23 protein-coding genes and 1 pseudogene are annotated in these 26,589 nt (G+C 60.8%); 15 read left to right on the plus strand and 9 right to left on the minus strand.

The features are described from left to right. The first annotated feature begins 18 nt into the window (after positions 1-18). Positions 19-732 (plus strand): DUF6492 family protein, encoded by a 714-nt coding sequence (locus ACQB61_RS15265; RefSeq protein WP_430513310.1) that lies wholly within the window; start codon positions 19-21, stop codon positions 730-732. Between the two features lie 171 nt (positions 733-903). Here the strand turns inward: ACQB61_RS15265 and ACQB61_RS15270 are convergent, their stop codons facing one another. After that, the gene (locus tag ACQB61_RS15270) at positions 904-1,650 is read right to left on the minus strand and encodes a glycosyltransferase (RefSeq protein WP_430513311.1); all 747 of its coding nucleotides are present in this window, start codon (positions 1,648-1,650) and stop codon (positions 904-906) included. Positions 1,651-2,105: 455 nt separating this feature from the next. On the opposite strand from ACQB61_RS15270, the gene ACQB61_RS15275 reads away from it, so the two are divergent. Together ACQB61_RS15275 and ACQB61_RS15280 are read left to right on the plus strand one after the other, a co-directional pair. After that, positions 2,106-3,710: a methyl-accepting chemotaxis protein gene (locus ACQB61_RS15275; protein WP_430513312.1), complete on the plus strand. Its 1,605-nt coding sequence runs from the start codon at positions 2,106-2,108 to the stop codon at positions 3,708-3,710. Positions 3,711-4,045: 335 nt separating this feature from the next. After that, positions 4,046-5,211, plus strand: a pseudogene (locus ACQB61_RS15280) (acetyl-CoA acetyltransferase). A gap of 53 nt (positions 5,212-5,264) precedes the next feature. Here ACQB61_RS15280 and ACQB61_RS15285 read toward each other — a convergent pair. Beyond that, entirely contained in the window at positions 5,265-5,579 is a 315-nt protein-coding gene (locus ACQB61_RS15285; protein ID WP_430513313.1) for a DMT family transporter, read from the minus strand. 306 nt (positions 5,580-5,885) lie between these two features. Here ACQB61_RS15285 and ACQB61_RS15290 point away from each other — a divergent pair, with 306 nt between their 5' ends. The 4 genes from ACQB61_RS15290 (at position 5,886) to ACQB61_RS15305 (ending at position 9,467) form a co-directional block, all read left to right on the plus strand. Next, positions 5,886-6,461, plus strand: coding sequence for a YceI family protein (locus tag ACQB61_RS15290; RefSeq protein WP_430513314.1), 576 nt, complete (start codon positions 5,886-5,888; stop codon positions 6,459-6,461). Positions 6,462-6,520: 59 nt separating this feature from the next. Further along, positions 6,521-7,093 (plus strand): cytochrome b, encoded by a 573-nt coding sequence (locus ACQB61_RS15295; RefSeq protein WP_430513315.1) that lies wholly within the window; start codon positions 6,521-6,523, stop codon positions 7,091-7,093. A gap of 32 nt (positions 7,094-7,125) precedes the next feature. Next, positions 7,126-7,680, plus strand: coding sequence for a YceI family protein (locus tag ACQB61_RS15300; protein ID WP_430513316.1), 555 nt, complete (start codon positions 7,126-7,128; stop codon positions 7,678-7,680). Positions 7,681-7,871: 191 nt separating this feature from the next. Continuing rightward, positions 7,872-9,467 (plus strand): fumarate hydratase, encoded by a 1,596-nt coding sequence (locus tag ACQB61_RS15305; RefSeq protein WP_430514384.1) that lies wholly within the window; start codon positions 7,872-7,874, stop codon positions 9,465-9,467. A gap of 85 nt (positions 9,468-9,552) precedes the next feature. On the opposite strand, the gene ACQB61_RS15310 is transcribed toward ACQB61_RS15305, so the two are convergent. Beyond that, positions 9,553-10,362, minus strand: a complete 810-nt coding sequence (locus tag ACQB61_RS15310; protein WP_430513317.1) for an IclR family transcriptional regulator — start codon at positions 10,360-10,362, stop codon at positions 9,553-9,555. A gap of 201 nt (positions 10,363-10,563) precedes the next feature. On the opposite strand from ACQB61_RS15310, the gene ACQB61_RS15315 reads away from it, so the two are divergent. The 3 genes from ACQB61_RS15315 to ACQB61_RS15325 all read left to right on the plus strand — a co-directional run bounded on the left by ACQB61_RS15315 (position 10,564) and on the right by ACQB61_RS15325 (position 13,402). After that, positions 10,564-11,724, plus strand: a complete 1,161-nt coding sequence (locus ACQB61_RS15315; protein WP_430513318.1) for an iron-containing alcohol dehydrogenase — start codon at positions 10,564-10,566, stop codon at positions 11,722-11,724. A gap of 51 nt (positions 11,725-11,775) precedes the next feature. Next, on the plus strand, positions 11,776-12,567 hold the full coding sequence (attM, locus tag ACQB61_RS15320) for an AttM family quorum-quenching N-acyl homoserine lactonase (protein ID WP_430513319.1): 792 nt from the start codon (positions 11,776-11,778) through the stop codon (positions 12,565-12,567). A gap of 202 nt (positions 12,568-12,769) precedes the next feature. Beyond that, the gene (locus ACQB61_RS15325; protein WP_430513320.1) at positions 12,770-13,402 is read left to right on the plus strand and encodes a L,D-transpeptidase; all 633 of its coding nucleotides are present in this window, start codon (positions 12,770-12,772) and stop codon (positions 13,400-13,402) included. Between the two features lie 13 nt (positions 13,403-13,415). On the opposite strand, the gene ACQB61_RS15330 is transcribed toward ACQB61_RS15325, so the two are convergent. Both ACQB61_RS15330 and ACQB61_RS15335 read right to left on the minus strand, forming a co-directional pair. Next, positions 13,416-13,775, minus strand: coding sequence for a DUF971 domain-containing protein (locus ACQB61_RS15330; RefSeq protein ID WP_334250028.1), 360 nt, complete (start codon positions 13,773-13,775; stop codon positions 13,416-13,418). 172 nt (positions 13,776-13,947) lie between these two features. Next, positions 13,948-15,411, minus strand: coding sequence for a cryptochrome/photolyase family protein (locus ACQB61_RS15335; protein ID WP_430513321.1), 1,464 nt, complete (start codon positions 15,409-15,411; stop codon positions 13,948-13,950). 164 nt (positions 15,412-15,575) lie between these two features. On the opposite strand from ACQB61_RS15335, the gene moaA reads away from it, so the two are divergent. Beyond that, on the plus strand, positions 15,576-16,592 hold the full coding sequence (gene moaA / locus ACQB61_RS15340; RefSeq protein WP_430513322.1) for a GTP 3',8-cyclase MoaA: 1,017 nt from the start codon (positions 15,576-15,578) through the stop codon (positions 16,590-16,592). A 14-nt stretch (positions 16,593-16,606) separates the two neighbouring features. Here moaA and ACQB61_RS15345 read toward each other — a convergent pair whose 3' ends face one another. The 3 genes from ACQB61_RS15345 to ACQB61_RS15355 form a co-directional block, all read right to left on the minus strand. Then, positions 16,607-17,848, minus strand: a complete 1,242-nt coding sequence (locus tag ACQB61_RS15345; protein ID WP_430513323.1) for a multidrug effflux MFS transporter — start codon at positions 17,846-17,848, stop codon at positions 16,607-16,609. 89 nt (positions 17,849-17,937) lie between these two features. Continuing rightward, positions 17,938-18,729 carry a DMT family transporter gene (locus ACQB61_RS15350; protein ID WP_430513324.1) on the minus strand — a complete coding sequence of 264 codons (792 nt, stop codon included), beginning with the start codon at positions 18,727-18,729 and terminating at the stop codon, positions 17,938-17,940. A gap of 147 nt (positions 18,730-18,876) precedes the next feature. Then, the gene (locus tag ACQB61_RS15355) at positions 18,877-20,055 is read right to left on the minus strand and encodes an Mrp/NBP35 family ATP-binding protein (protein WP_430513325.1); all 1,179 of its coding nucleotides are present in this window, start codon (positions 20,053-20,055) and stop codon (positions 18,877-18,879) included. Positions 20,056-20,396: 341 nt separating this feature from the next. On the opposite strand from ACQB61_RS15355, the gene ACQB61_RS15360 reads away from it, so the two are divergent. From ACQB61_RS15360 to ACQB61_RS15375, 4 genes are all read left to right on the plus strand, one after another. Next, a complete protein-coding gene (locus ACQB61_RS15360; RefSeq protein WP_430513326.1) occupies positions 20,397-22,247 on the plus strand; it encodes a bifunctional 2',3'-cyclic-nucleotide 2'-phosphodiesterase/3'-nucleotidase in 1,851 nt (616 codons plus the stop codon). Between the two features lie 113 nt (positions 22,248-22,360). Beyond that, positions 22,361-23,068, plus strand: a complete 708-nt coding sequence (locus tag ACQB61_RS15365) for an SDR family NAD(P)-dependent oxidoreductase (RefSeq protein WP_430513327.1) — start codon at positions 22,361-22,363, stop codon at positions 23,066-23,068. A 103-nt stretch (positions 23,069-23,171) separates the two neighbouring features. Continuing rightward, on the plus strand, positions 23,172-23,624 hold the full coding sequence (locus ACQB61_RS15370; protein WP_430513328.1) for a BLUF domain-containing protein: 453 nt from the start codon (positions 23,172-23,174) through the stop codon (positions 23,622-23,624). Between the two features lie 191 nt (positions 23,625-23,815). Next, positions 23,816-24,274: a BLUF domain-containing protein gene (locus tag ACQB61_RS15375; protein WP_430513329.1), complete on the plus strand. Its 459-nt coding sequence runs from the start codon at positions 23,816-23,818 to the stop codon at positions 24,272-24,274. Between the two features lie 80 nt (positions 24,275-24,354). Here the strand turns inward: ACQB61_RS15375 and ACQB61_RS15380 are convergent, their stop codons facing one another. Then, positions 24,355-26,355: a HAMP domain-containing methyl-accepting chemotaxis protein gene (locus ACQB61_RS15380; RefSeq protein ID WP_430513330.1), complete on the minus strand. Its 2,001-nt coding sequence runs from the start codon at positions 26,353-26,355 to the stop codon at positions 24,355-24,357. Positions 26,356-26,589: the final 234 nt, after the last annotated feature.

Raw genomic sequence — 26,589 nt, forward strand, 5'->3', positions numbered from 1 at the left:
ACACAGGACGGCAGATACATGACGCAAGGCGCATTTCTCAGACGCTTCCGCAGGCTGCGGCATAATTTGTGTAACTATGTGCTGATCTGGTTCCTGCGCGGCGACAAGCCCTCGCCGTTTTCCAGCACGCTGCTGATCCCCTTGCATGAGAAGGACCTGCCCTTCTTCCGCGAGCATATCGGCACCACACTGAAGAACCTCGTCCAGCCTGTTGATGAACTCGTCCTGGTGGGCACAGCGAAAGCCTGTGCGGAACTGGAAGGCTTTTCAGTAGATGCCTGCCCGGTGCGGATCATTCCGGAAGCGCAGGTGCTGCCTGCAGATTTCTCGGCACAGGGCTTTACCGACAGCGAGGACAAGAAGCGCAGTGGCTGGATCACCCAGCAGATCATCAAGCTGAGCTGGCCATCCTATGTCAGTTCAGAAAGCTGCATCGTTCTCGATGCGGACACCTTCATCAACCGCCCGGCCAGCTACATCAGCCCCGAAGGGCACCACTGGCTGTTCACGGCAGACGATGAGAACCCGGGCTGGAACAGCTTTGTCGAGAAGGCCCTCGGCCGCCCGAAACAGTTTCCCTGGTCGCTGGTGGCGCACACGATGATCTTCCGGCGCGGGGCCATGGCCGCCCTGCAGTCCCATATCGAGCGGCGCTTCAACACGCCCTGGCTGGAAGCGCTCCAGTCACTTGTGAAGGACAGGGCAGACCATTTCTCGGAATATGAGCTTTAGGGGACGTTCGTCTCCGAGCATCAGGACTTCGGCTACCGGCACCGTTACTTCTACAACGTGAAACGGACCAAGAAGGGTACGTTCCTGAAGGGCATGCGCCTGCACCTGTCCCGCTTCATCTCCAATCACGTCAAGACGGATTGACCTGTTCTTCCGGTGCTTGCACCAGTATCAGAAGGGGTCCTTGCGCAGGCCCGCGTAATAGAGCCTCTTGCGGATGGAGCGCATCAGCTTGCCTAGCTTGTTTTTCGGCCGCGGTGGCATCGTCGGATCGGTGACATTGCGCTTCTGGCCTATGTGACGCGCGACCCCCGGCAGCAGATAGGCAACGCGCTTGCCATCCTGCTTGATGACGGCCGACATCTTGTCATGAAAATGCTGGGCGAAGGGCGCATAGGACTCGTACAGCGCCTTGGTGATCAGCCCCGGATTACTGGACCAGCCGAAGAACTCGGGGTGGGCATCGGCCCGCATCAGGCGAAAATCAACACCCTCCACCGTCAGCGGATCCGACTTTTCCCGGTACTTTTCCTTGATTTCGTCATAGGCGCGCAGCGACACATTGGCGATTTCCGGATGGGTCTCCAAGGCCCGGATGGCGGCTTCCCAGTTGACCGGACCATCGAACTGCCAGTCATCTTCCAGATGGAAAATATAAGGCGTTGTAGCCGTCGAATAGAGCCTGTCGATGGAGGCCATCAGGCCCATACGTTCCGGGCTGGAAATGACCTCCGCCCAAGGGTAGGTCCGGCGCACTTCATCGATGATGGTTTCGTCCCTGGAATCCTCGTGGATCAGGAAGGCACCGCCCGTGTTGAAGCGGCGGAAAGAGGCAAGCGTCTCGGCCAGCAGATCCAGCCGCCCGCAGCTGGTGACGCAGATCGTGACGGTTCCGGGAATTTCGACCGCAGCAGTCATCGGATTTGCATGCCTCTTTTGCGCATTCGGGGCCTCGCCGCCGGAGTTTGCGCTACAGCGTCACCGGGACAGGAATAAGCCGCAGATACCATTTGGCCATGTGGCTGGCAACCAGCCTGCTGATCCAGCCACCCCGACTCCTCAAGTCCTGACGTTGCCAGAAAAACCTTCCGCAACGGCATGGTAATTTCAATCAACAACCCTTTTATATTACGCCACGTCAGAAATAAGCATTCTATATTCCGCGCTTATATTCGTTACGTTTACCTAAGTGTAATATATTTATAAGTATTCATTCAGATAAGGCAAAGTCGATACTGCAGCCCTTTCCATATATCCGGCGGCGCATCGAAGCGCCGCATCAGACAGGTGCACATATGTTTTCATTCTCAATACGAAACAGGCTTTTTCTGCAAACCGGGGCGTTCGTTCTTGGCCTTCTGGCTGTCGCTGCTGTGTGCCTGGTCGATATTCACGACAGCATGCTTTCGGAGCGCAAGGAAGCGGTCCGCCGGGTCGTCGAAACCGCTGTTACGCAGATCAACGGCTTTCACGCTGCCGCGCAGAAAGGCGAGATCACCGCAGAAGAGGCAAAGGCCCGCGCTGCGAACCTGATCCATACCGCCCGGTTTGACGGCAACAACTACCTCTTTGTCTATGATTTCGACGGCAACACGGTGCTGCATGGCGTCCGGATGGATCTGGAGGGCAAGTACCGCCTGAACGAGACGGATGCCACTGGCAACCAGTTCATCCGCCAGCAGATCGCCAATGCAAAGGCGGGCGGCGGCTACACATCCTACTATTTCGCCAAACCGGGCGATGACACCAAGACCCCGTACGAGAAGATTTCCTACGACGCCCCATTCACGCCGTGGAACTGGGTGGTTTCAACGGGCGTCTATGTGGATGACATCGACAGTGCCTTCCAGGACCGTCTTTGGTACCTCGGCACGCTGATCGCCCTCATCATTGCAGCACTCTGCGCCGTCGCGTTCTTCTTCTCACGCTCGATCACCGTACCGCTATCCGCTCTGTCGCAGGATGTGCGCGCCATGGCGGACGGAAACCTGGATGTACAGGTCTCAACCGCAGGCCGGACAGACGAAATCGGCATCATTGCCACCAGCGTGCTCTACATGCGTGACCGCATGCGTGACGCCCGCCGTCTCGCGGGTGAACAGGCTGCACGTGAGGAGGCAGAGCGCGCAACTCTTGCCCGCCGCGAACACCTGGCACAGGACTTCGTGACCCGCATGCAGGCCCTTTCGGCGAGCTTTGCTCAATCCTCGGGTGAAGTGGCAGACTCTGCCAGAAATCTTTCCCTGACCGCCGAACAGACGTCGAAACAGGCCCAGACCGTGGCAGCCGCAGCCGAACAGGCGGCCGCCAACGTGCAGACCGTGGCAGCTTCCTCCGAGGAAATGGCCGCCTCCGTACACGAGATCAACGGACAGGTCTCTCATTCCGCACAGGTCGCCGACAAGGCTTACGAGGAAGCCCAGGCCTCCAGCAGCCGCATCAGCACGCTGGCATCTGCTGCCGCAGCCATTGGTGACGTGATCAACCTTATCAAGGGCATTGCCGATCAGACCAACCTGCTGGCACTGAATGCCACCATTGAAGCTGCCCGCGCGGGCGAGGCCGGCAAGGGCTTTGCGGTTGTGGCAGCCGAGGTGAAGCAGTTGGCGGATCAGACGGCCAAGGCAACCGATGAAATCGGTTCCAAGGTGGGTGAAATCCAGCAGGCGACCGAAGGCACCATCCAGTCCATGGACGAGATCGTGCGCGTCATCACCAACATCAAGGAAATCGCCTCGTCCATCGCCGGTGCGGTGGAACAGCAGGGGGCCGCAACCTCCGAAATCGCCAGGAACTGCCAGCAGGCCGCTTCCGGCACCACGGAAGTGACCGAGAACATTTCTCGCGTCGGCGAGGCAGCCGAGCTGACCGGATCGTCGTCCAACGCATTGCTGGGCCTCTCCAGTGGGCTATCTGCGCAAGCCGGAGAACTGCGGCAGGTGGTGGAGACCTTCGTGCGTGAGTTTGCTGCTGCCTGACGACAGGCTCACACACAGATAATAATAGGCCGGGTTCCTGCGGAGCCCGGCCTTAGAATTTCCAGCAACACTTTAAATAATTTTTACGTTACGGAATGACGCCCTTATCGCGGCTATTGATGACAGGCGTATGACCTGAGGCGCGATCTGATACGTTTCCTGTCAGTCATCGGATTCTGACGGTGCCGGCGGCTCCCCAAACAGACGAGGCAAAACCTGCTGGCAATGCAGCGCCGGACCGGCTTATGTTACGTTAAAGTCAATTGAGGCTTTGTCCCGTGACAGAAAAGGTCATCCGCAGCCGGGAGCTGCCGGATGCCAGTGGAGGATCCGGAATGACAGCGGCAATCGTTGGATGGGCGCACCTGCCTTTTGGGCGGCACGCGGAGGAAACCGTCGAGAGCATGATCGTCAAGGTGGCCGTTGATGCCATCAGTGATGCAGGTCTGGAGCCGAAAGATGTGGGCGAGATCTATCTCGGCCATTTCAACGGAGGCTTCTCTGCCCAGGATTTCACCGCCTCACTGGTTCTGCAGGCAGACCCGGCGCTACGCTTCACCCCAGCCACCCGTGTTGAGAACGCCTGCGCAACCGGCAGCACGGCGGTTCACATGGGCGTGCGTGCCATCAGTTCGGGCGCAGCGCGTTTCGTGCTGGTCGTGGGTGTCGAGCAGATGACCACGACCCCAGGGCCGGAGATTGGCCGCAACCTGCTCAAAGCCTCCTATCTTGCCGAAGAAGGTGACGTTCAAGGTGGCTTTGCCGGTGTGTTCGGCAAGATTGCAGAATCCTATTTCCAGCGCCACGGTGACCAGTCGGATGCGCTCGCCCGCATCGCTGCCAAGAACCACAAGAACGGCGTCAACAATCCTTACGCCCAGATGCGCAAGGATCTCGGCTACGAGTTCTGCCGCAACGAAGGCGAGAAGAACCCCTTCGTGGCAGGCCCGCTGAAGCGCACCGACTGCTCGCTCGTCTCCGATGGCGCGGCGGCGCTGGTGTTGACGGATACGGCCACCGCTCTCGGGATGAAGAAGGCCGTTGCCTTCCGCTCGCTCGCTCATGTGCAGGATTACCTGCCCATGTCCAAGCGCGATATCCTGAAGTTCGATGGTTGCCGCCACGCGTGGGGTCAGGCTCTGACGCAGGCGCGGATGGGCCTGGAGGACCTTTCCTTCGTCGAAACCCATGACTGCTTCACCATCGCCGAACTGATCGAGTACGAAGCCATGGGCCTTGCACCGGAAGGCCAGGGGCGCGTGCCATCCTCGAAGGCTGGACCGAGATGGACGGCAAGCTGCCGGTGAACCCTTCCGGCGGCCTGAAGGCCAAGGGCCACCCGATCGGCGCCACGGGCGTGTCCATGCATGTGCTCACGGCCATGCAGCTGACAGGCCAGGCGGGCGGCATTCAGGTGAAGAATGCGGAAGTCGGCGGCATCTTCAACATGGGCGGCGCAGCAGTTGCCAACTATGTGTCGATCCTGCAGGCGTTGAAGTGATTTGAAGGCGCTTTTGGGCCGGGGCGGCTGCCCTGGCCCAAAAGCTAGTCAGCTCAGGAAGATAGCTTCATCAGCACCATGCCACTGATGATGAGAAGCGCTGCCGCCATGCGCGCAGGCGAAACCACCTCGCCAAGCATGATGATGCCGAGCAAGAAGGCCCCCACAGCACCAATGCCGGTCCAGATGGTGTAAGCCGTGCCGAGCGGCAAATCGCGCATGGCAAGCGTCAGCAGCGCGAAGGAGCCGATCATGCCAACGATCATGACAAGGGTTGGAACAGGCCTTGTGAAACCGTCTGACAGCTTCATTGCATAGGCCCAGATGACTTCGAAAATTCCGGCAGCGAGCAGATAAATCCAGGACATATTGACCTCGTGGCGGGCCGTCCCGGAATGCTGGCACCCATGACCGGGCGACAGAGGCCGTCCTCTGCCGCGTTCATATGGTGCCGGAAGTGAGACGGGTCAAGCTGCCATATTTCCGCTTGAAAAGAGGGGTTTTCTGCAAGATCAATTGATCAACAATATTTTACCTGTTCACGTCCGTTCTTGATCACCGTTCACTTATTCGAAACGGTCCGTCAAGTTGTGCAGTGCGGAAAAATCATTACATAGTTGGCTGGGCTGCGACAAAGCGCCCTGTTCAGACACTTTTCTGTTCGGAGATTTCTGATGATCCGTCTTGCCGCCTCTGCCCTTGCTCTCGGCCTGCTGACTGCGCCGGTTCTGGCCGCTCCCGTGGCCTATGACTTCGACAAGAGCCATTCCAACCTCTCGTTCTCCTACAACCACCTTGGCTATTCCACCACCGACGGCCGTTTCGGCACCTGGGATGCCAAGCTGATGATCGATGCCGATCAGCCGGAGAACTCCTCGCTCGAAATGACGATCGACACCAACAGCCTGGACACCTTCTGGGCCGAACGTGACACCCACTTCAAGAGCGCCGACTTCTTCGATGTCGCCAAGTTCCCGGAAGCCACCTTCAAGAGCACCAAGGTGGAAAAGACCGGTGAGAACACTCTGAAGATCGATGGCGACCTGACCATCAAGGGCATCACCAAGCCCGCCACGCTGGATGTGACCGTCACGTCCATGGGCGAGCACCCGATGGAAAAGAAGCCGTGGGTTGGCTTTGCCGGTACCACCACCATCAAGCGTTCTGACTACGGCATGGACATGTACACCCCGTACGTGGGTGATGACGTGACCATCGTGCTGCACGCCGAGGCTTCCAAGGCTCAGTAAGCATGAAAGCGCGGGGCAGTGACGCACTGCCCCGCGCGCATGTTGCAGGGAGAGTTTCCATGATGCGCAATAGCGCCGCAGGCTATGGCTGGCTTGCCATTGCATTTCACTGGACGATGGCCATCCTCATCATCGGCATGCTCGGCCTTGGGCTTTACATGGACGGTTTGCCCATGTCCGATCCCTCGACCTTTGCCATTTTCCAGCTGCATAAATCCATCGGTTTCGTGGTGCTGGCCCTTGCCGTGCTGCGGCTTGTCTGGCGGTTCATGAACACCACTCCCGCCCTGCCGGACAGCATGGCCGCCTGGGAAAAGGCTGCCGCGCATCTGGGTCACATCGGGCTTTATGCGCTGATCCTCGCCATTCCGCTCAGCGGCTGGCTGATGGTGTCTGCTTCGCCCTGGAACATCCCGACCATCCTCTTCAACACCGTGCATGTGCCACACCTGCCGGTTCCCGAGGCGCTCGGCACAAAGGAAGAAGCGGAAGGCCTGTTCAAGGGCCTGCACAGCCTTTTCGCCTGGGCTCTCATTGCCCTATTGGCCGCCCATATCGGTGCGGCCCTCAAGCATCATTTCATCGCCCGGGACGGCGTGCTGAAGCGCATCGTCCACCCGGCCAAGGGCTGAGCCCGCTCGCCCTCTGTTTCATGGAGTTTCCCATGCGCAAGACTTTCGCAGCCGCCTTCACCGCAGCAAGCCTGATCCTCGCCGCCAGCGCCGCATCTGCCGCCGAATGGACCGTGGACCCCGCCAAGAGCAGCATCGGCTTCACCGTCGAACAGGGCGGCTCACCGGTCTCCGGCACCTTCGGCAGCTGGACTGCAAAAATCGACTTCGATCCGGAGAATGTCTCCGCTGCGAAGATCGAGGCCACCATTGCCACCGGCAGCGCCCAGATGGCCAATGCCCAGTTCACCGGCATGCTGCCGGGTGCGGACTGGCTGGCATCGGAAGCCTTCCCGGAAGCCCGCTTCACCTCCACCACAGTCACGGCCAAGGGCGGCAACGCCTATGAGGCCGAAGGCACCCTGTCGCTGCGCGGCGAGGAAAAGCCGGTCACGCTGGCCTTCACCTTGGACATCTCCGGCGATACCGCTGTTGCCAAGGGCACGGCCACCCTGTCGCGCAGCGTCTATGGCATCGGCGCAAGCGTTGGGCAGGACAATCTCAAGGATGACGTAGCGGTCACGGTCGACCTCACCGCCACGCGCTGAGCCTCATCCAAAATTGCGATGCCAGAAGGGGCCGGGGCGCTTGTTGCCACCGGCCCTTTTGCCGTAAAGAAGAGCCAGCCAAAGACCGAGCTGCCCGGGGCACAGCCCACGGGTGGACGTTTTCCAAGACCCTGATGCGAGAGACCGCCATGAATGCTCCCGTCACGCCTCCGGACTACCAGCACAGCGCCATGTTCCCGCTCGGCGAGGACAAGACGCCTTACCGCAAGCTGACGTCCGATTACGTCTCCACCACCACCTTCAACGGCCAGGAGATGCTGATGGTGGAGCCCGAGGGCTTGCGCCTTCTGGCAGAGCAGGCCTTCATCGACATCAACCACTATCTGCGTCCGGGCCATCTCGCCCAGCTTCGCGCCATTCTCGATGACCCGGAAGCAACCGAGAACGACAAGTTCGTTGCCTTCGACCTGCTGAAGAACGCCAGCATCGCCGCGGGCGGCGTGCTGCCCATGTGCCAGGACACCGGCACCGCCATCGTCATGGGCAAGAAGGGCCGCCGCGTGTGGACCGACGGCTCCGATGAGAAGGCCCTCGGGGAAGGTGCGCGTGACGCCTATTTCAAGCGCAACCTGCGCTACTCGCAGCTGGCGCCGATCTCCATGTTCCAGGAGAAGAACACCTCCAACAACATGCCCGCGCAGATCGAGCTCTATGCGGAAGGCGATGACGCCTACAAGTTCCTGTTCATGGCCAAGGGCGGCGGCTCGGCCAACAAGACCTTCCTGTTCCAGGGCACCCCTTCGCTGCTGACGCATGACCGGATGATCGATTTCCTCAAGGAAAAGATCCTGACGCTCGGCACCGCTGCCTGCCCGCCCTATCACCTTGCCATCGTCATCGGTGGCACCTCGGCGGAAATGTGCCTCAAGGCCGTAAAGCTGGCCTCCGCCCGCTATCTCGACAACCTGCCCACGCAGGGCTCCGAGCTTGGCCACGCTTTCCGTGACCTTGAGATGGAAGCCGAGATCCACAAGCTGACCCAGGCTACCGGCGTTGGCGCCCAGTTCGGCGGCAAGTATTTCTGCCATGACGTGCGCGTCATCCGCCTGCCGCGTCACGGTGCGTCGCTGCCCATCGGCCTTGGCGTCTCCTGCTCGGCTGACCGTCAGGCCACCGGCAAGATCACGAAGGATGGCATCTACCTTGAGCAGCTGGAGATGCATCCGGAAACCTACATGCCGGAAGTCACGGATGAGAACCTCTCGGACAACGTGGTCAAGATCGACCTGACCCGTCCGATGCCGGAGATTCTGGCCGAACTGTCGCGCCATCCGATCAAGACCCGCCTGTCGCTGACCGGCCCGCTGATCGTGGCCCGCGACCTGGCCCACGCCAAGCTGCGCGAGCGGCTGGAAGCGGGCGAGCCGCTCCCGGACTATTTCAAAAACCATCCGATCTATTACGCCGGCCCCGCCAAGACCCCGGAAGGCATGCCCTCCGGCTCCTTCGGCCCCACCACCGCCGGGCGCATGGATGCCTATGTGGACCAGTTCCAGGCTGCAGGCGGCTCCATGGTGATGCTGGCCAAGGGCAACCGCTCCCCGGCGGTGCGCCGCGCCTGTCAGGCCCACGGCGGCTTCTACCTCGGCTCCATCGGCGGCCCGGCTGCACGCCTCGCACAGGACTGCATCAAGAAGGTGGAAGTGGTCGCCTATCCGGAACTCGGCATGGAAGCCATCTGGAAGATCGAAGTCGAAGACTTCCCCGCCTTCATCGTCGTGGACGACAAGGGCAACGACTTCTTCCAGGAACTGAACCTGGGGTAAGCCCCGCCCGCCGGATCACCGGCACAGGCTTACAAATAACGCGGGCGGCCCAAACGGGCCGCCCGTTCGTCTACTGGCCCCCTCCTCACACCCCATGATGGCCGAGGTGGCGGGAGACGTCTGCGGCGGTGGTGCGGATGCGGATGCCGAGGTCTGCAATGGCTTCCGCTGTTGCTTCGCTGCGCAGCAGGCTGATGGCGATGCCCGCGATGGCCTGGCCCGAGTGATCGCGCAGGGCAGCGCCAAGGCACACCATGCCTTCGCGGATCTGGCCGTCGTCAATCGAGTAACCGCGTGCGGCGGTTTCGGCCAGCTCCTGCCGCAGGGCGGCAAGGTCCTTCACACTGTGCTGTGTCATGGGTTCGGGGAAACCCGCAGCGAAGAGCCGCTGCACCTCGTCTGGCGGCAATTGTGACAGCAGCATCTTGCCTGTAGCCGTGAAGGGGGCGGGCAGGCGCATGCCAATGCGGAACGTGTGGCCCAGCGGCTGGTCGGAGTTGCGGCAGCCGATATAGACGACCTCCCGCCCGTCCAGCACCGTCAGGGTCAGCGTGTAGCTGGCAAAGGCCGTGTCTTTCTCGAAGTAGGACCGGAAGACGGCCAGAACATCCAGCTCCGACAGGAAACTATTGGCCCAGCGCAGTGGATGTGGACCAAGCCGGAACGTGCCGTCCGGCTTTTTCACCAGAAGGTTCAGCTCCTGCATCACCGCAAAAAGCCCGTGCGCCGTGCTTTTCGGCAACTTCAGGGCGCGGGTGATATCGGCTGCGGTCAAGGGTTCTGCGGAGCTCGAAACGAGATCCATCACCATCACCGTCCTGCGCAGCGCAGGCACCGTGTCGGCGGAGGGCTGGCCAGAGACGGCCTCAGCAGCTGCATCTAACGGCCTTGACAATTTTCAGCACATCCCGTCATCATAAGTTCAACACATTGATACAGGTTCAATATATTGAACTTACTGCAGGGAGGAAGAATTGGTCAATCTGAATCTTTACTCCCTGCCCTGCGGCCACGGCAGCCACAGGAAAGATGATTCTGAAAGCAAAAATATGTCCCGGCCTGCCTGTCAGCCGTCAGGGGCAACGGAGGAAACGAGATGACCATGAACCCCTTTGAATTCCGGACGGTTCCGGCCATGGAAGTGGCCTGGGGCGGCGCGCAGCGGCTGGGAGAGATCCTCAAGGCCCGCTTCTCCGCACAGAACGTGCTGCTGGTCACCGATGCCGGGCTGGTGAAGGCCGGGCTGATCGCGCCGATTGCGGAGAACATCAAGGCCGCCGGGCTCGGCGTCACGATCTTCGACAAGGTGGTTGCCGATCCGCCGGAGCATGTGGTGCATGGCTGCGTCGACGAGGCCCGCAAGGCAGGCGTCAACATCGTCGTGGGTCTTGGCGGCGGCTCGTCGCTCGACATTGCCAAGCTGGTGGCCGTGCTGCTGCAGTCCGATCAGCCGCTGGCGGAGATGTATGGCATCGGCAACGTCAAGGGCAGCCGCCTGCCACTGGTTCTGGTGCCGACGACGGCCGGAACCGGCTCGGAAGTGACCAACATTTCCATCATCACCACGGGCGAAACCACCAAGATGGGCGTCGTCTCGCCGCAGCTTTATGCCGACTATGTGCTGCTGGATGCTGAGACCACTGTGGGCCTTCCGAAGGTTCACACGGCAGCCACCGGCATTGATGCCATGGTGCATGCCATTGAGGCCTATACCAGCCGCCACAAGAAGAATCCGCTGTCCGACGCGCTCGCCCGCGAGGCGCTGCGCCTGCTCGGCGCCAATCTCGTTGCCGCCTGCGAAGATGGCAGCAACCGCGCCGCGCGCGAGGGCATGCTGCTGGGTGCGACGCTGGCCGGTCAGGCCTTTGCCAACTCGCCGGTAGCTGCCGTCCACGCCCTCGCCTATCCGCTGGGCGGGCACTATCACATCCCGCACGGGCTTTCGAATGCGCTGATGCTCGGGCCAGTCCTGCGCTTCAACGCCAAGGCCGCCGCGCCGCTCTATGCGGAACTTGCCGACGTGTTGGGTGTTGCTGGCACGGGCGATGCAGAGAAGCGCTCCGCTGATTTCGTCGCCCATATGGAGAAGCTGATGGATGCCAGCGGCGCTCCCCGCCGCCTGCGCGATGTGGGCGTCACGGACAACAGCCTCGCCATGCTCGCCGCCGATGCCATGAAGCAGACCCGGCTGCTGGTCAACAATCCTGTCGAAGTCCGCGAGGAAGACGCGCTCGCTCTCTACCGCGAGGCCTACTGATCCGCGCTGATCGTTTCCTGTCAATCAGTCACAACCCATGGGAGGATCCACGTGACCGATATCAGACTGTACATGCTCCAGTCCGGCACCCTGAAATGCAAGGTGCACAACATCAAGATGAACCAGGGCGATGGCGCGGATTATGAAATCCCCGTGCCCTTCTTCCTGATCACCCATCCTGAAGGCCACACCATCATTGACGGCGGCAACGCCATCGAGGTGGCAACGGACCCTTATGGCTACTGGGGCTCGATCTGCGACGTCTATACGCCGGTTCTGGACAAGGACAAGGGCTGCGTCGATCAGGTGAAGGCGCTCGGCTTTGATCCGGCAGACGTCAAGTATGTGGTGCAGTCGCACCTGCACCTTGACCACACCGGCGCCATCGGCCGCTTCCCCAATGCCACGCACATCGTGCAGCGCTGCGAGTATGAATATGCCTTCACGCCGGACTGGTTCGCCGGCGGCGGCTACATCCGCAAGGACTTCGACCGTCCGGGCCTGAAGTGGCAGTTCCTCAATGGCACGCAGGATGACTACTACGACATCTATGGTGACGGCACGCTGACCACGGTGTTCACGCCGGGCCATGCACCGGGCCATCAGTCCTTCCTCGTGCGCCTGCCGAACAGCAAGCCGATCCTCCTGACCATTGATGCCGCCTATACGGTGGATCACTGGGAAGAGAAGGCACTGCCTGGCTTCCTCGCCTCCACCGTTGATACAGTGCGCTCGGTGCAGAAGCTGCGCACCCTGGCGGAGCGGACCGGCGCCATGGTCGTCACCGGCCATGATCCGGACGCCTGGGCCAACTTCAAGAAGGCTCCGGACTTCTATTCCTGAGCCTTTGGCAGTTGTTTCTATCACGATCCGGAAAGGGGCCACGCGGCCCTTTTCTTATGCCGCAGACTTCAATGCGCAACCGCCCAGCCTGTGACGGGTGGCACAGTCTCCTTTCAAGTCTTCTCTATGGTTTTCTTATGTCTTCGCGGCGGCGTTAAGCGCGCGGAAATGTGATGTGACATAGCGTCATCACCGGAGTGGATTGGTAAACCGTCCAGACAGGCACGGAGGGGACAGAAATGAAAAGAGTTTCGGGCGCTCTGGCAGCGCTGATGATTATCGCAGCAGCCAATTCTGCGGCAGCGCAGGCTGGGCGTTTTTTGATCCGGCGACCAAGAGCTGGGTGGAATACGGACCGGGCCTGTACAACAACGGCAAGTCACCGGTCGAACGCCAGATGGTGCGCTATGACGGACCGCAGAAGCCCGGCACGATCATCGTAGATACCACCGAGCGCCGCCTCTACCACATCCGCGAAGGCGGCAAGGCCATGAAGTACGGCATCGGCGTGGGCAAGGAAGGCATGCAATGGGCAGGCACCCACCGGATCACCCGCAAGGCCGAATGGCCGGGCTGGACGCCGCCGCCGCAGATGCGCGCCCGCGAGCGCGCCAAGGGCCGCATCCTGCCGGCGCATATGGAAGGCGGGCCGAACAACCCGCTGGGCGCAAGGGCGATGTACATCGGCTCCACGCTCTACCGCATCCACGGCACCAACCAGCCCTGGACCATCGGTACCGCCGTCTCATCCGGCTGCATCCGCCTCGCCAATGATGATGTGACCCATCTCTATGAAAACGTGGACGTCGGTGCGACGGTGATCGTGAAGCGCTGAAAGAAAACTGGCCTCACCGGTCGCGGCTGAGGCCTTTTTCTTCCAGTTCGCGCAGATATGTGCCCCAGTGGCGGTCTTCCTCGTGGGCAAGTTCGAGGAAATAGGACCACGTGAAGATGCCCGTGTCGTGCATGTCATCAAAATGCAGGCGGACGGCGTAGTTGCCGACCGGCTCCACCTGATAGATCAGCACATTGCGCTTGCCCGGCACGGTCTTCTTCTGCCCCGGCCCGTGGCCCTGCACCTCAGCCGAGGGCGAGCAGACGCGCAGATATTCCGCCGGAAAGGCATGCGTCTCGCCATTATCGAAACTGACGGTGAGGGTGCGCTTGTCGCTGGAAAGGCGCAGTTCGGTGGGCCAGACGGCGGTCATTCGGGCTTGTCCTGATGGATGACGGTTCGCGCCGGACGATAGCCCCCTGCCCGCAAAGGTCAAGGCTGGTGGCAAGGCACCTGCTGCGGCATGACCGCATGGAGCCCCTCCTTCATCATACCGGACGAGAGCGAAGCCGAGATCCGGTGCCGGTGAGCCAAGGTCTTTCGACTCACCCCGCCGCCTCAAGCCCCGCCTGCTTCACCGCGTCATAACCTGAGAGCGCTGCATTGCGGGCGGCGGGATGGTCGACGATGGGCCGGGGATAGGTGCGGCCCAGAACGACACCTGCCGCCTTCAGGACGCGCTCAGGCGCCTCGTGCGGGCAGTGGAGGAATTCGTCCGGCAGCTTTGCCAGCTCCGGGCACCAGCGGCGCACATAGGCGCCATCGGGATCAAATTTTTGCCCCTGCCCCACCGGATTGAAGATGCGGAAGTAGGGCGCGGCATCAGCGCCGCTGCCCGTCACCCACTGCCAGCTGGCGGAGTTGTTAGCCAGATCCGCATCCAGCAGCGTATCTCGGAACCAGGCCTCACCATGGTGCCAGTGCAGGCGCAGATGCTTGACGAGGAAAGACGCCACCAGCATCCGCACCCGGTTGTGCATGTAGCCGGTTGCCCAAAGCTCGCGCATGCCTGCATCCACCATGGGGTAGCCAGTCAGCCCCTTCTGCCAGGCCTTCAGCGCCGCATCATCCTCGGCCCAGGGATAGGCATCGAAGGCAGGCTTCCAGTTGCGCTCCGGCAGATGCGGGAAGTGGTAGAGAAGGTGATAGGAGAACTCCCGCCAGCCGATCTCCGACAGGAACTTGTCGCCGTCTTTCTGCAGGTGGCCATGCTGTTCCGTGTGGAACCGTGTGGCCGCCCAGATCTGGCGGGGCGAGATTTCACCGAAATGCAGATGCGGCGACAGGCGCGAGACATTAGGCAGATCCGGGCGGTTGCGCAGCTCGCCATAGCCATCAAGGCCTTCCTCCAGAAAATCCGCCAGCCGCTCCGCAGCGCCCTTTTCGCCCGGCTGCCAGAGGTCCAGCCAGCCCGCCGCCCAGTCAGGTTTCACCGGCAGAAGCGCGAAGTCTGACAGCGGGAGAGACAGACTGACCTTGGGCACATCCATTGCCTCCGGCGCAGGCAAAGGCGCCGCCACGGCTTTGGCAAGCGCTGCGCGCCAGAAGGGCGAATAGACCTTGAAGGGGCCACCGGTCTTCGTCTCCAGCTCCCATGGCTCATGCAAGAGCGAACCGTTGAAGCTGCGCACCTCGACACCCGCTGCCATGAGATCCACCTTTAGCGTCTTGTCGCGGGCAATCGCGTGCGGCTCATAACAGCGGTTCCAGTGAACGGCGGAGGCACCTGTTGCCTTCACCAAGGCGTCAAGCGCCTTGCCGGCGGCCCCACGCATCAGCACCAGCCTTCCGTCCAGGCTTTCGTCGAGCGCCGCCAGCGCATGATGCAGCCACCAGCGGCTGGCCCCACCCAGCGGATGGGTTTCGCTGTTGTGACCCGGCTCTTCCAGAATGAACACCGGTATAACGGCGCCTGCCTTTGCCGCCTCAGACAGGGCCGGATTATCGGCAAGGCGCAGATCCTGGCGGAACCAGACGATCGTGGTTCGGTCACGTGACTGAGAGGGCATGGCAAGGCTGTCCGGGATAAATATCAAGTGATTGGATGTACGCCATTCTGCGTCTGCAAGATCACATTACCCGATGCCATCTTGCCCTCGCGAAAAAACCGTCTACGTTATTCCCCAAGGACCAGAACGCGGCCAGACTGATGCTGCGGATGAGGGAGAGATGCATGAGTGACGCTGCGGCCATGCCACGCATGACCGACCCTTTCGGGCGCGACATTTCCTATTTGCGTGTGTCGGTGACGGACCGCTGCGACTTCCGCTGTGTCTATTGCATGGCGGAGGACATGACCTTTCTGCCCAAGCGCGAGGTGCTGTCGCTCGAAGAGCTGGACCGTCTTTGCAGCGCTTTCATCGGCAAGGGCGTGCGGCGTCTGCGGCTGACCGGCGGCGAGCCGCTTGTGCGCAAAGGCATCATGGGGCTGATCCGTTCCCTCTCCCGCCACCTTCAATCAGGCGCGCTGGACGAACTGACGCTGACCACCAACGGCTCGCAGCTTGCCCGTTACGCCACCGAGCTGGCAGACGCAGGCGTGCGGCGGCTCAATGTATCCGTCGATACGCTGGATGCTGACCGGTTCCGTGCCATCACCCGCTGGGGCGATCTGCCCAAGGTGATGGAAGGCATCAAGGCCGCCAAGGCCGCAGGCCTTTCCATCAAGATCAACATGGTGGCACTGAAAGGCGTCAACGAGGATGAGATTGTTCCGATGCTGGAATGGGCCCACGGCGAGGGCCATGACCTGACACTGATCGAGACCATGCCCATGGGCGAGATCGACGGTGACCGCACGGATCAATATCTGCCCTTGAGCGAAGTGCGGGCACGGCTGGCGGAGCGTTTCACGCTCACCGGCATTCCCTACAAAACCGGCGGACCGGCCCGCTACATGCAGATCGAGGAAACCGGCGGGCGCATCGGCTTCATCACGCCGATGACCCACAATTTCTGCGAAAGCTGCAACCGGGTGCGCATCACCTGCACGGGCATGCTCTACATGTGCCTCGGCCAGGACGACAGCGCCGATCTGCGTGCGCCGTTGCGCGCTTCGGAGGGCGATGAGCTTCTGTCCCGCACCATTGACGAAGCCATTGGCCGCAAGCCGAAGGGCCATGATTTCGTCATCGACCGGCGGACCAACAAGCCCTCCGTTTCCCGCCACATGAGCGTGACGGGCGGCTGAGCAGGAATACCGCTCTACGGCCGTTCGCTGCGGTAGCAGGCAATGACCGAGATGAGCGTCAGCGTCGCACAAACCGCCATGACGGCCAGCAGCGGCCACACCGTGCCGGGGTACATGCTCTGTGACAACAGCCAGGCCACCAGCGCCGATGTGCCCGCGCCCAGACCAATCTGCATGCTGCCGGCAAGACCGGACGCTGCACCGGCCAGATCGGGCCGCACGCTGACAGCGCCGGACAGGGCGCTCGGCAGGCAGACCCCGTTTCCAACTCCCAGAATGCACATGGGCAGGAACAGCGAGAAGGGGTGATAGATGCCTGCGCCGAAGAGAGCGGCCGCCAGAACAACCGTCACCACCGGAAGCATCGAGCCGATAGTCACCATGCGCAGAACACCAATACGAGCCGCAAAGCGCCCCGACAGGCCATTACCCACGATGTAACCACCCGCCACCATCATGAAATAGAGCCCCATTGTAAGCGGCGTCATCCCCAACACGTCCGAAGCGATGAAAGGTGCACCGCCTAGGAAGGCGAAATAGACGGCCGAAGTGAACATGGAAACAGAAGCAAAGGCCCAGAACTGAGGCTCCCGCCCCAGCGCCCGGTAACTCGCCAAAAGGCTGGACAGTCCGGCAGAGTGGCTGCGGTTGTGATGGGTTTCATGCAGGTTGACCCAGGCAGCCAGCGTCACCGCAACGCCAATGGCGAGCATGAGGTAGAACCCGCCCTTCCAGCCCGCCACCCCGTCGAGTGCGCCGCCCATGGCAGGGGCAAGCATCGGACCGACCGCGAGGCCCATGGTGACATAGCCGATCATGCTGGCGGCCTGCTCGCGCTCGTAAAGATCACGCACAATGGCGCGCCCCAGCACCAGCCCCGTGCAACCGCCAATCGCCTGGACGATGCGCCCGAGAATGACAGTCTCGACCGAGGAAGCGGCAAGGCAGATCATCGTGCCCAGAACGAAAACCACCATGCCGGTAATCACCACCGGGCGGCGGCCGTAGCGGTCGGACACCGGACCAAGCACAAGCTGAGAGAGGCCAACCGCCGCCAGATAAAGCGACATGGTGAGCTGCACTTCCGCTGCCGTGCTCTCCAGTGACTTGATCATGCCGGCGAGCGACGGCAGGTAGATGTTCATCGCCAGCGGGCTGATCGTGGAAATGGCAATGAGGATCGCAAGCGAGGGCCGCAGCGCGCCTGAGGGGTCTGCCTGCTGCGTCTTTTCCGTGCTCTTTCCTCCCGCGTCCATGTCTCAGCCCTGCCCCTGCTGCGCCAGCTTGCGCTCGCGGATAAAAGTGTAGACGCCCGTCGCCGCCACAATGGAGGTGCCTAAAAGGGTCAGGGCATCGGGAATCTCGCTCCAGACCACATAGCCAATGCAAATGGCCCAGAGAATGCTGGAGTAGCGGAAGGGGAAACGACAGCGATATCCCCAAGCCGCATGGCAATGATGATGAAGATATAACCGGCGAGCAGAAACAGGGAGCCAGCAGCAATGAAGCCAAGCTGACGGGCTGTCATAGGCTCCCAACCCTCGAAAATCACCATTACCCCGCCCAGCGCCATGACGCCAAGGCAGGTCACGAAGGTAACGCCGAATGTCGGAATGACCTGCGGCATACGCCGCGTGGAGAGATCGCGCAGCACCATGCAGAACACGCCGCACAAGGCGACGAGCGACCATGCATTGAAACCCGACACACCTGGCCTGATGATGATCAGCACACCGGCAAAGCCGATGCCGATTGCCGTCCAGCGCCGCCAGCCGACTGTCGCGCCGAGGAAGATGGCGGCGGCCGCCGTCACCAGCAACGGCAAGGACTGCAGCACCGCAGTGATGTTGGCTATCGGCAGATGGATGAGAGCTGCCAGATAGAAAAAGGTTGACCCCAGCTCACCCAGCGTGCGGATGGCCACGGTCGGATGTGCCAGATGCCGGAACTCCCGGTGCACTCCCGTGGCGACAGATGCCGCATAGATCAACGCGCAGGCAAAGACGCTGCGCATGACGATGATCTGGCCGAGCGGCAACTCGTCATGAATGAATTTGACGATGGCATCGTTGGTGAGGAACGCAGCCATAGCCAGCAACATCGCCGTGATGGCCTTGCTGTTTTCTCGAAGATCCACGTGACAATCCTGATCCGGGAGCGCCGGGCACAGAACAGGTGCCACAAGCGGAAGACGTGGGAAATCTTTCCCGCCTTTATGTGCAAAGGTCAACCTTCCACCTGTGCCGCACTGCAAGAGGCGGAGCGGCACAGGCGGGAAACGGCGTCAGTCGATCACAATGCGCGGCGGCGCACGGCGGGCTTCACCCGTTTCACCCGTCACGCTGGCCCAGACCTTTGCCGCGATATCTCGGTAGACGGCAGCATGCGCCCCCTGCGGATCGGCAACCACGGTGGGTATGCCCGCGTCGGAGTTGATGCGGATGTCCATGTCGAGCGGCACTTCGCCGAGGAATGGCAGGTTCAGCCGCTCTGCCTCTGCCTTGGCGCCACCATGGCCGAAGATGTCGTAGCGCTTGCCGGTATCGGGGGCGATGAAATAGCTCATGTTCTCGATGATGCCGAGCACTGGCACATCCACGCGGCGGAACATGTTCAGCCCCTTGCGCGCATCGATCAGCGCCAGATCCTGTGGCGTCGAGACGATGACGGCACCTGACAGCGGCACTTGCTGGGCCATGGTCAGCTGGGCATCGCCCGTGCCGGGGGGCATGTCGACCACCAGCACGTCCAGTTCGCCCCAGGCCACTTCGCGCAGCATCTGCGTCAGGGCCGACATGACCATCGGCCCGCGCCAGATCATCGGCGTGTCTTCCTCGACCATGAAGCCGATGGACATGACCTTGAGACCATGACCCTCCAGCGGCTTGATGATGCGCCCGCTCACCGGCTCGGGCCGGCCGGAAACACCGAAGAGGCGCGGAACGGAAGGACCGTAGATATCTGCGTCCAGCACACCAACCTTCAGGCCATTAGCCTTCATCGCCAGCGCAAGGTTGGCCGTTGTGGTGGACTTGCCGACGCCGCCCTTGCCGGATGCCACGGCAATGATATGCGACACACCCGGGACACCGGCCTTGGCAGGCCCTGCACCTTGCGGCTGCGGCGCGCGTGGCTGAGCGGCGGGCTGGGCATGGGAGTGGCCGTGAGAATGGCCGTGCGCCTGCGGGGCCGAAGCAGGAGCCGAACCGGAGGTGCGCTCTGCCGTCAGCGCCACCATCGCCTTTTCAACGCCCGGAATGACCTTTACCGCATTCTCGGCCGCCAGCCGGAGGGGCTCCATCTGACGCGCCCTGTCTGCCGGAACGGTGATGGAAAAGGCAACGCGGCCATCGGATACGAACACATCGGACACAAGGCCGAGCGATACGATATCACCGGTTCCGTCCGGGCCGGGAATGCGCGACAGAGCCTGATGCACTGCCGCCTTGATCTGTTCCGTCATGCTGATGGCGTCCTGTCTGCTTGCGGGCGTGTGCGAAGCACTCCGCTCTCCTGGTGCCGTAACTTATCCTCTCACCCGCCCCCGTCAATCGCACCAGGTGCCGCAACCGTCATTGCAGCGACAAGATTGCAGGCCTACAACTTGTCCCTGCAGGCTCGTGACGGCCTGCCCTACCCCGTTCCACAGGCCACGGCCTTGCGAAGAGATTTCGGTATGAACGAGTTGCTTTCCCCCGCCTCACCCGGCGCGGCCTGCTGCTGGGTGCAGCGGCCTCCGGCTTTGCCGCCGCCCTTCATCCCTATTCCCTGCGCGCGCAGGAAGGCACGGCGCACCTGCGCCTGATGGAGACAACCGATCTCCATGTCCATGTCTTCCCGTATGACTATTACGCCGACAAGCCGGTGGACACCGCAGGCCTTGCCCGTACAGCCTCGCTGATCCGTGCCATCCGCAATGAAGCCACCAACTCTGTTCTGGTCGACAATGGCGACTTCCTGCAGGGCAATCCGATGGGCGACTACATTGCCTATGAGCGCGGCATGAAGGCCGGTGACCTGCATCCGGTGATCCAGGGCATGAATGTGCTGGACTATGACGCAGCGACCTTGGGCAACCACGAGTTCAACTACGGCCTTGAGTTCCTCGACAAGGTTCTGGCGGGCGCCAACTTCCCGGTCGTCTGCGCCAACCTTGCCAAGGGCCAGCTTTCCGCCGGTCCGCGTACCGACACCACCCTGCTGAAGCCCTATGTCATCGTCGACAAGACCATCCGGGATGGCTCGGGCAAGGACTATCCGATCCGCATCGGCTTCATCGGCTTCGTTCCGCCCCAGGTCATGAACTGGGACCGCAAGCATCTGGAAGGCAGCGTCAACGCCCGCGATATCGTGGAGACGGCAAAGGCCTTTGTTCCGGAGATGCGCGAGCAGGGCTGCGACATCGTGATCGCCCTCTCCCACTCCGGGATTTCGGCAGACACCTATGCGGGCGGTATGGAAAACGCCTCGCTGCACCTGGCCGCCGTCGAAGGCATCGACGCCATCTTCACCGGTCACCAGCATCTCGTTTTCCCCGGCACCGCCTTTGACGGCCTTGAGGGTGTAGACACGGGCAAGGGCACGCTTTTCGGCAAGCCCGCGGCCATGGGCGGCTTCTGGGGCTCGCATCTGGGCGTCATCGACCTGATGCTGGCGCGCGATGGCAACAGCTGGCGCATCACCGGCTTCAGCACCGAAGCACGGCCGATCTACACCAAGGAAGGCCGCACGGTCACGCCAACCGTGGACAGCCAGAAGGACGTGCTGGACGCCGTGACCGCAGAGCATGAGGCGACGCTCGCCTATGTGCGCCGGCCTGTCGGCAAGACCGATGCTCCGCTGCATTCCTATTTCGCGCTGGTGGCCGATGACCCCAGCGTGCAGATCGTCTCGCAGGCGCAGATCTGGTACATCACCGAAATGCTCAAGGGCACAGAATGGGAGAGCCTGCCGGTCCTCTCCGCTGCCGCCCCCTTCAAGGCAGGCGGACGCGGCGGCCCCGAGTATTACACCGATGTGCCGGTGGGCGATGTCGCCATCAAGAACGTTGCCGATCTCTACCTCTATCCCAACACGGTTCAGGCCGTTGCCATCACTGGCAAGGATGTGAAAGAATGGCTGGAACGGTCTGTGGGCATCTTCCGCCAGATCACGCCGGGCGCGAAGGACGAGATGCTGATCGAGCCCACTTTCCCGAGCTACAACTTCGACATCATCGATGGCGTCACTTATCAGGTGGATCTATCGCAGCCGTCCAAGTATGGCGAGAAGGGCGAAGTGGTGAACCCTGAGGCAAACCGCATCGTCAATCTCACCTATAACGGCGCACCGGTTGATCCGGAGCAGAAGTTCGTTGTCGTGACCAACAACTACCGTGCCAGCGGCGGCGGCAGCTTCCCGGGCATCAACGACAGCGTTGTCATCTTTGCTGGCCCGGACACCAACCGCGATGCGCTGGTCCGCTACATTGTCGAAAAGGGCACGATCAGCCCGAGCGCGGATGCAAACTGGACCTTCAAGCCCATGCCTGGCACCACCGTCCTGTTCGACACCGGCCCCGGTGGCAAGGCCCACGCGGCTGCTGTCAAGGGCGTGAAGATCGAACCGGCCGGTGACGGCGCCGATGGCTTTGCCCGCTACCGCATCACGCTCTGAGCGGCGGGCGGCAACCGCACCGGATTTGATCTGTGCCATTGCCGGGCGGCCAGGGCCGCCCTAGGTTGATATGAAACGGTCGCCGCCGGTCACGTCCGGCGGCGTTTTCTTTCGTGTGCAAGAGGTTCTTTGTCCATGCCGGTCATGCTCATCACGGGTGCCAACAGGGGATCGGCCTGGCTGTTGCACGGGTTGCTCTTGCGCGTGGCTGGACAGTTCTCGGCAGCATGCGGCGGGAAGAGGATGCGGACCGGCTTGCCACAGAACTCGGACCTCTGTTCCGACCGCAACTGTTTGATGTGGCGGACAGGGACGCACTTGCTGCATCGGCTGCATCCAGCCCGCAGGCAATTGATGTTCTGCTCAACAACGCCGGGATCATCGGGCCAGACGGGCAGGACCAGAGCGCTCTCCATATGGATTTTGGTGGTTTTCTGCGCACTCTGGAGATCAATACCCTCGCCCCTCTTGCCGTGGCACAGGCTTTTCTGCCGCGTCTGCGCAAGGCAGCTCAGCCACGGATTCTGACGATCTCCAGCCAGATGTCATGGATGGGCTATGCCAAGTCCGACCGGGTCGCCTACCGGGCGTCAAAGGCAGCGGTAAACAAGGTGATGCAATGCCTTGCCACCGATCTGGAGCCAGAAAACATCGCAGTCGGCCTGATTGATCCGGGTTGGGTGCGCACGGATATGGGCGGCGGGGAGGCTGACCTGACGGCTGAAGAAGTGGCCAGCGGCGTTGTGAGCCTGATCGATAATTTTGACATTACACGAACAGGGCGTTTCTTCCGCTGGACAGGTGAAGAGCGCGAGTTCTGAAATCTTCTGCAAAGAAAAATCTTTAAATTTTATCTGAAAGCTTAATCGAAGCAAAGCAGCCTGTGTGTAAGGTCTTGATATCGACGGGAACACGGAGGTTTCCATGCCGGGTCTTTATCACATCTGCTACCTGAGTGTCGCAAAGCTGTCTGCCCTTCAGCCAACACCTGAAGAAGGCTTTGAGGACATCAAGGACAAGGCCCGCAAGGCGAATTCCGCAGCGGGCCTGACTGGCTGCCTCATCTTTACGGGGCAGCATTTCCTGCAGGTGATCGAAGGCATGCAGGAAGACGTGGAAGACACCTTTGGCAGGATCTCGCGCGATACGCGGCACACCGATCTGCGGGTTCTGAGCGAAGGTCCCATCGAGGCACGTGACTTTCCCGAGATGGCTGTCAACTGCGGCGGCGATGAAACGCTGACCGCGGAGGCATTGGCGGAGATCAGCGCTGTGCTGGATTACCCCCAGCATCAGCTCCACATCCGGGAGATCCGCACCTTGCTTTCAGTTGTTACCCAACAAAGCCGCAAGCAGGATGCACTTCTGGCCGGGTGAGCCGGGAAACTCCCTGAAGGCACGCAAGTCTCTAGCCAAGGCCTGCACCTGGCGGCCTCTCGGGACCAGTCCACTCAGATTGTATTTCAAGGGAATACATCTATCGCAAAAATTTAATTTTTATCTCTACATTTAACTCGAGTTGAATTTCCCCTACGTAAATTCGCGGACAATTGAGCGGAGGGGATAACATGCCGCAGCTTTATCACATCTCATACATGAGTGATGCAAAGCCCTATGCCCTGGGGCCGGACACGTGTGAAAGCATTCGCGCCATCGGTCAGCAATGCCTCAGAAACAATGCCAGGCTTGGACTAACCGGCTGCCTGTTCTTCACGGGCAACAAGTTCTTCCAGACTATCGAGGGTGAACCGGACGACGTTGAAGACACGTTCGGCCGCATTTCGAGAGACACAAGGCACCAGAACCTGCGGGTGCTGAGCGAAGGATACACACTCGGAAGGGCCTTTGCCGGAACCACGGTCACCGCGCCGGATTGCTGTCTCCAGCTCGCGTCTGAAGTGTTGCAGGAACTCAGCCACGCCGTCGACACTCTCGCGCTGCTGCAGTTGCACACCCGGGAACTGGAGACGCTTCTGGCTGTTGTCACCCAGTCCTCCCGGCGGCACGACTTCCTGCTAAACAGCTGAAGAAGTCTGTTGGGCGGCTGCAAACGGCAAAGGCCGGACATGGCTGCCCGGCCTTCGATCCGCATTTTAAGGTGTGAGCATCAAGCCGCACGCACCTGTGCGATGAAGCGGGCGACTTCCATTTTCAGCATCTCCGCATCGCGGGCAAGACCACCGGCCGAGCCCAGAACTTGCGAGGCCGCAGCTCCCGTTTCTTCTGCCGCACGGCTGACACCGGTGATATTCGCTGAGACCTCGGAGGTCCCGGCAGAGGCTTGCTGAACATTGCGGGCAATCTCGGACGTTGCTGCATTCTGCTCTTCGACAGCCGCCGCAATCGTTGCCGCGATGCCGTTCATCTTCGCAACCGTATCGCCTACGTTCTGGATGGCATCCACGGACGCACTGGTCGCAGCCTGGATCTCGGCGATCTGGCCGGAGATTTCCTGTGTGGCACGGGATGTCTGCTCTGCCAGCGCCTTCACTTCCGTCGCCACAACCGCAAAGCCCTTTCCGGCCTCCCCGGCACGGGCGGCTTCAATGGTGGCATTCAGCGCCAGCAGGTTGGTCTGACCGGCAATGTCTGAAATCATGCCCAGAACGTCACCGATCTTCTGTGAAGCAGAAGACAGGAACGCGATACGTTCGCTCGCGGTCTGGGTGTCCCCTACAGCCCGGTGGGACATATTGGACGACTCTTCCGCCTGGCGGCCGATCTCGTTCACGGAAGCCGCCAGTTGTTCGGTCGCTGAGGCAACCGTCTGCACATTGGCAGCAGCCTCTTCCGAGGCAGCCGATACGGCGGTGGACTGCTGGGCCGTTTCTTCGGCAGAAGCGCTCAACGTGTTGGCCGCAGCCTGCATCTCCTGCGCGGCAGAAGAGACCGTATCCACGATGTTGCCGACTGCGAGCTCAAAGCTGTCGGCAAGCTCGTGCATAATGCGGCGGCGGTCTTCTTCCTGCTGCACCTTCAGTGCTTCCTGCTCCTGCTCCAGGCGCACCTTTTCGATGCCATTGACCTGGAACACTTCCACAGCCGCCGCCATGTCGCCAATCTCATCCGCCCTGCCCGAGCCATAGACCTTCATCGTCAGGTCACCCGCAGCCACTGCCTTCATGCAATCTGTGATCGACTTGATCGCACGGGAAATAGTCGTGCCAAGAACCAGGGCGATTGCCGCCATCACGAGTGTGAAAATGCCGGCGAGCGTGAGCGCCATTGTTGTTGTTTGGGCTATGCCCGCTTGCGCCTCTGGCCCGATCTCACTCTGAAGAGCCGTAACCTTCTTAGCGGCGTTCAGATAAGCAGCGGAGGTTTGGGGGCCTGTATCCTTCAGTATCTGGCTTCGCAAGACCTCGGCTGCATTGGTGTTCCGCTCGAACTGCACCACCTGATTTTTGAGTTTCTCAAAATCGCTGACAAGCCGCGCTGTTTGCTTTCCCAGATCCGCGCTTTGCGGTGCCGTGGACAAGCTTCGCAGTTGCTGTTCGGCTGCTGCGTAACGTGTCTGGGCCTGCCCTATGTCTTCCGGACTGCCGGTGAACCCAAAGCGCGCAACGTAAAGGCGAGCCCCCATGACTTTTTCCAGGACTTGCGTTGCTGCAATAGCCACGACCTCATTCTGCTCGGAGATGCTTTGACTGATGACCCCGGAGAGTGCCTCCGTAAAAGGAACAGTCACCGCTTGCATGGCCTTGACATCGTTGCCAGTCGCCTGAACCGCAGCCTCGTAGGAGGCAAATACAGCTGCATAAGTGCTGGCATTCTCACTGGCATTATCCATGTCCGCCCGGAAGGGAGACCCATCAAAGGCCTCACGCCCCTTTTCATTCGCGGCATGTAACGCGGTCAACGCATTGTTGACGACTGACGCAAACTCCGGCGTCGGACGGTTCATGTACCTTACAACGGCAAGACGGGCGTCCGTCAAAGCTGACGACGCCTCCGAAATTGTCAGCGTATGGCGAGCTGCAAGCCGGTAGTGCGTGAAGTAATCCGCAGCAGATTGCAGCCCGGTGTATCCGATGAAAGACACACCCAGAAGCGCTGCCACCGAAAGGCCAAAGCCGCCAAAAAGTTTCGCACGAACGGTCAGTTTCATGACTGCCTCTTTCCATCATTCAAAAATCACGTGAATTTTTCTTTAGTCGCAAGAACATTAACAAACAACTACCCAGATAGATTAAGAATATCAGGATAAACACGCATTATTTCACGCGTTATATAATAATACAAGAATGCAAAAATACTCCAAATCATCCAATATGCAATACAAATATACATTGTATTCCACTTGTCTTAATTAGTTAATAATCCAAATATTGTTAATTATAAC

The sequence above is a fragment of the Pannonibacter phragmitetus genome, assembly GCF_050510895.1.
Classification (GTDB): domain Bacteria; phylum Pseudomonadota; class Alphaproteobacteria; order Rhizobiales; family Stappiaceae; genus Pannonibacter; species Pannonibacter phragmitetus_B.

Bases quoted from the DNA above. Each gene is read 5' to 3' on its own strand.
- ACQB61_RS15370 (WP_430513328.1), top strand. From the start codon at position 23,172: ATGCCGGGTCTTTATCACATCTGCTACCTGAGTGTCGCAAAGCTGTCT.
- ACQB61_RS15360 (WP_430513326.1), top strand. From the start codon at position 20,397: ATGGAGACAACCGATCTCCATGTCCATGTCTTCCCGTATGACTATTAC.
- moaA (WP_430513322.1), top strand. From the start codon at position 15,576: ATGAGTGACGCTGCGGCCATGCCACGCATGACCGACCCTTTCGGGCGC.
- ACQB61_RS15270 (WP_430513311.1), bottom strand. From the start codon at position 1,650: ATGACTGCTGCGGTCGAAATTCCCGGAACCGTCACGATCTGCGTCACC.
- ACQB61_RS15295 (WP_430513315.1), top strand. From the start codon at position 6,521: ATGATGCGCAATAGCGCCGCAGGCTATGGCTGGCTTGCCATTGCATTT.
- ACQB61_RS15265 (WP_430513310.1), top strand. From the start codon at position 19: ATGACGCAAGGCGCATTTCTCAGACGCTTCCGCAGGCTGCGGCATAAT.
- ACQB61_RS15335 (WP_430513321.1), bottom strand. From the start codon at position 15,411: ATGCCCTCTCAGTCACGTGACCGAACCACGATCGTCTGGTTCCGCCAG.
- ACQB61_RS15290 (WP_430513314.1), top strand. From the start codon at position 5,886: ATGATCCGTCTTGCCGCCTCTGCCCTTGCTCTCGGCCTGCTGACTGCG.
- ACQB61_RS15345 (WP_430513323.1), bottom strand. From the start codon at position 17,848: ATGGACGCGGGAGGAAAGAGCACGGAAAAGACGCAGCAGGCAGACCCC.
- ACQB61_RS15330 (WP_334250028.1), bottom strand. From the start codon at position 13,775: ATGACCGCCGTCTGGCCCACCGAACTGCGCCTTTCCAGCGACAAGCGC.
- ACQB61_RS15300 (WP_430513316.1), top strand. From the start codon at position 7,126: ATGCGCAAGACTTTCGCAGCCGCCTTCACCGCAGCAAGCCTGATCCTC.
- ACQB61_RS15375 (WP_430513329.1), top strand. From the start codon at position 23,816: ATGCCGCAGCTTTATCACATCTCATACATGAGTGATGCAAAGCCCTAT.
- ACQB61_RS15315 (WP_430513318.1), top strand. From the start codon at position 10,564: ATGACCATGAACCCCTTTGAATTCCGGACGGTTCCGGCCATGGAAGTG.
- ACQB61_RS15285 (WP_430513313.1), bottom strand. From the start codon at position 5,579: ATGTCCTGGATTTATCTGCTCGCTGCCGGAATTTTCGAAGTCATCTGG.
- ACQB61_RS15380 (WP_430513330.1), bottom strand. From the start codon at position 26,355: ATGAAACTGACCGTTCGTGCGAAACTTTTTGGCGGCTTTGGCCTTTCG.
- ACQB61_RS15305 (WP_430514384.1), top strand. From the start codon at position 7,872: ATGTTCCCGCTCGGCGAGGACAAGACGCCTTACCGCAAGCTGACGTCC.
- ACQB61_RS15355 (WP_430513325.1), bottom strand. From the start codon at position 20,055: ATGACGGAACAGATCAAGGCGGCAGTGCATCAGGCTCTGTCGCGCATT.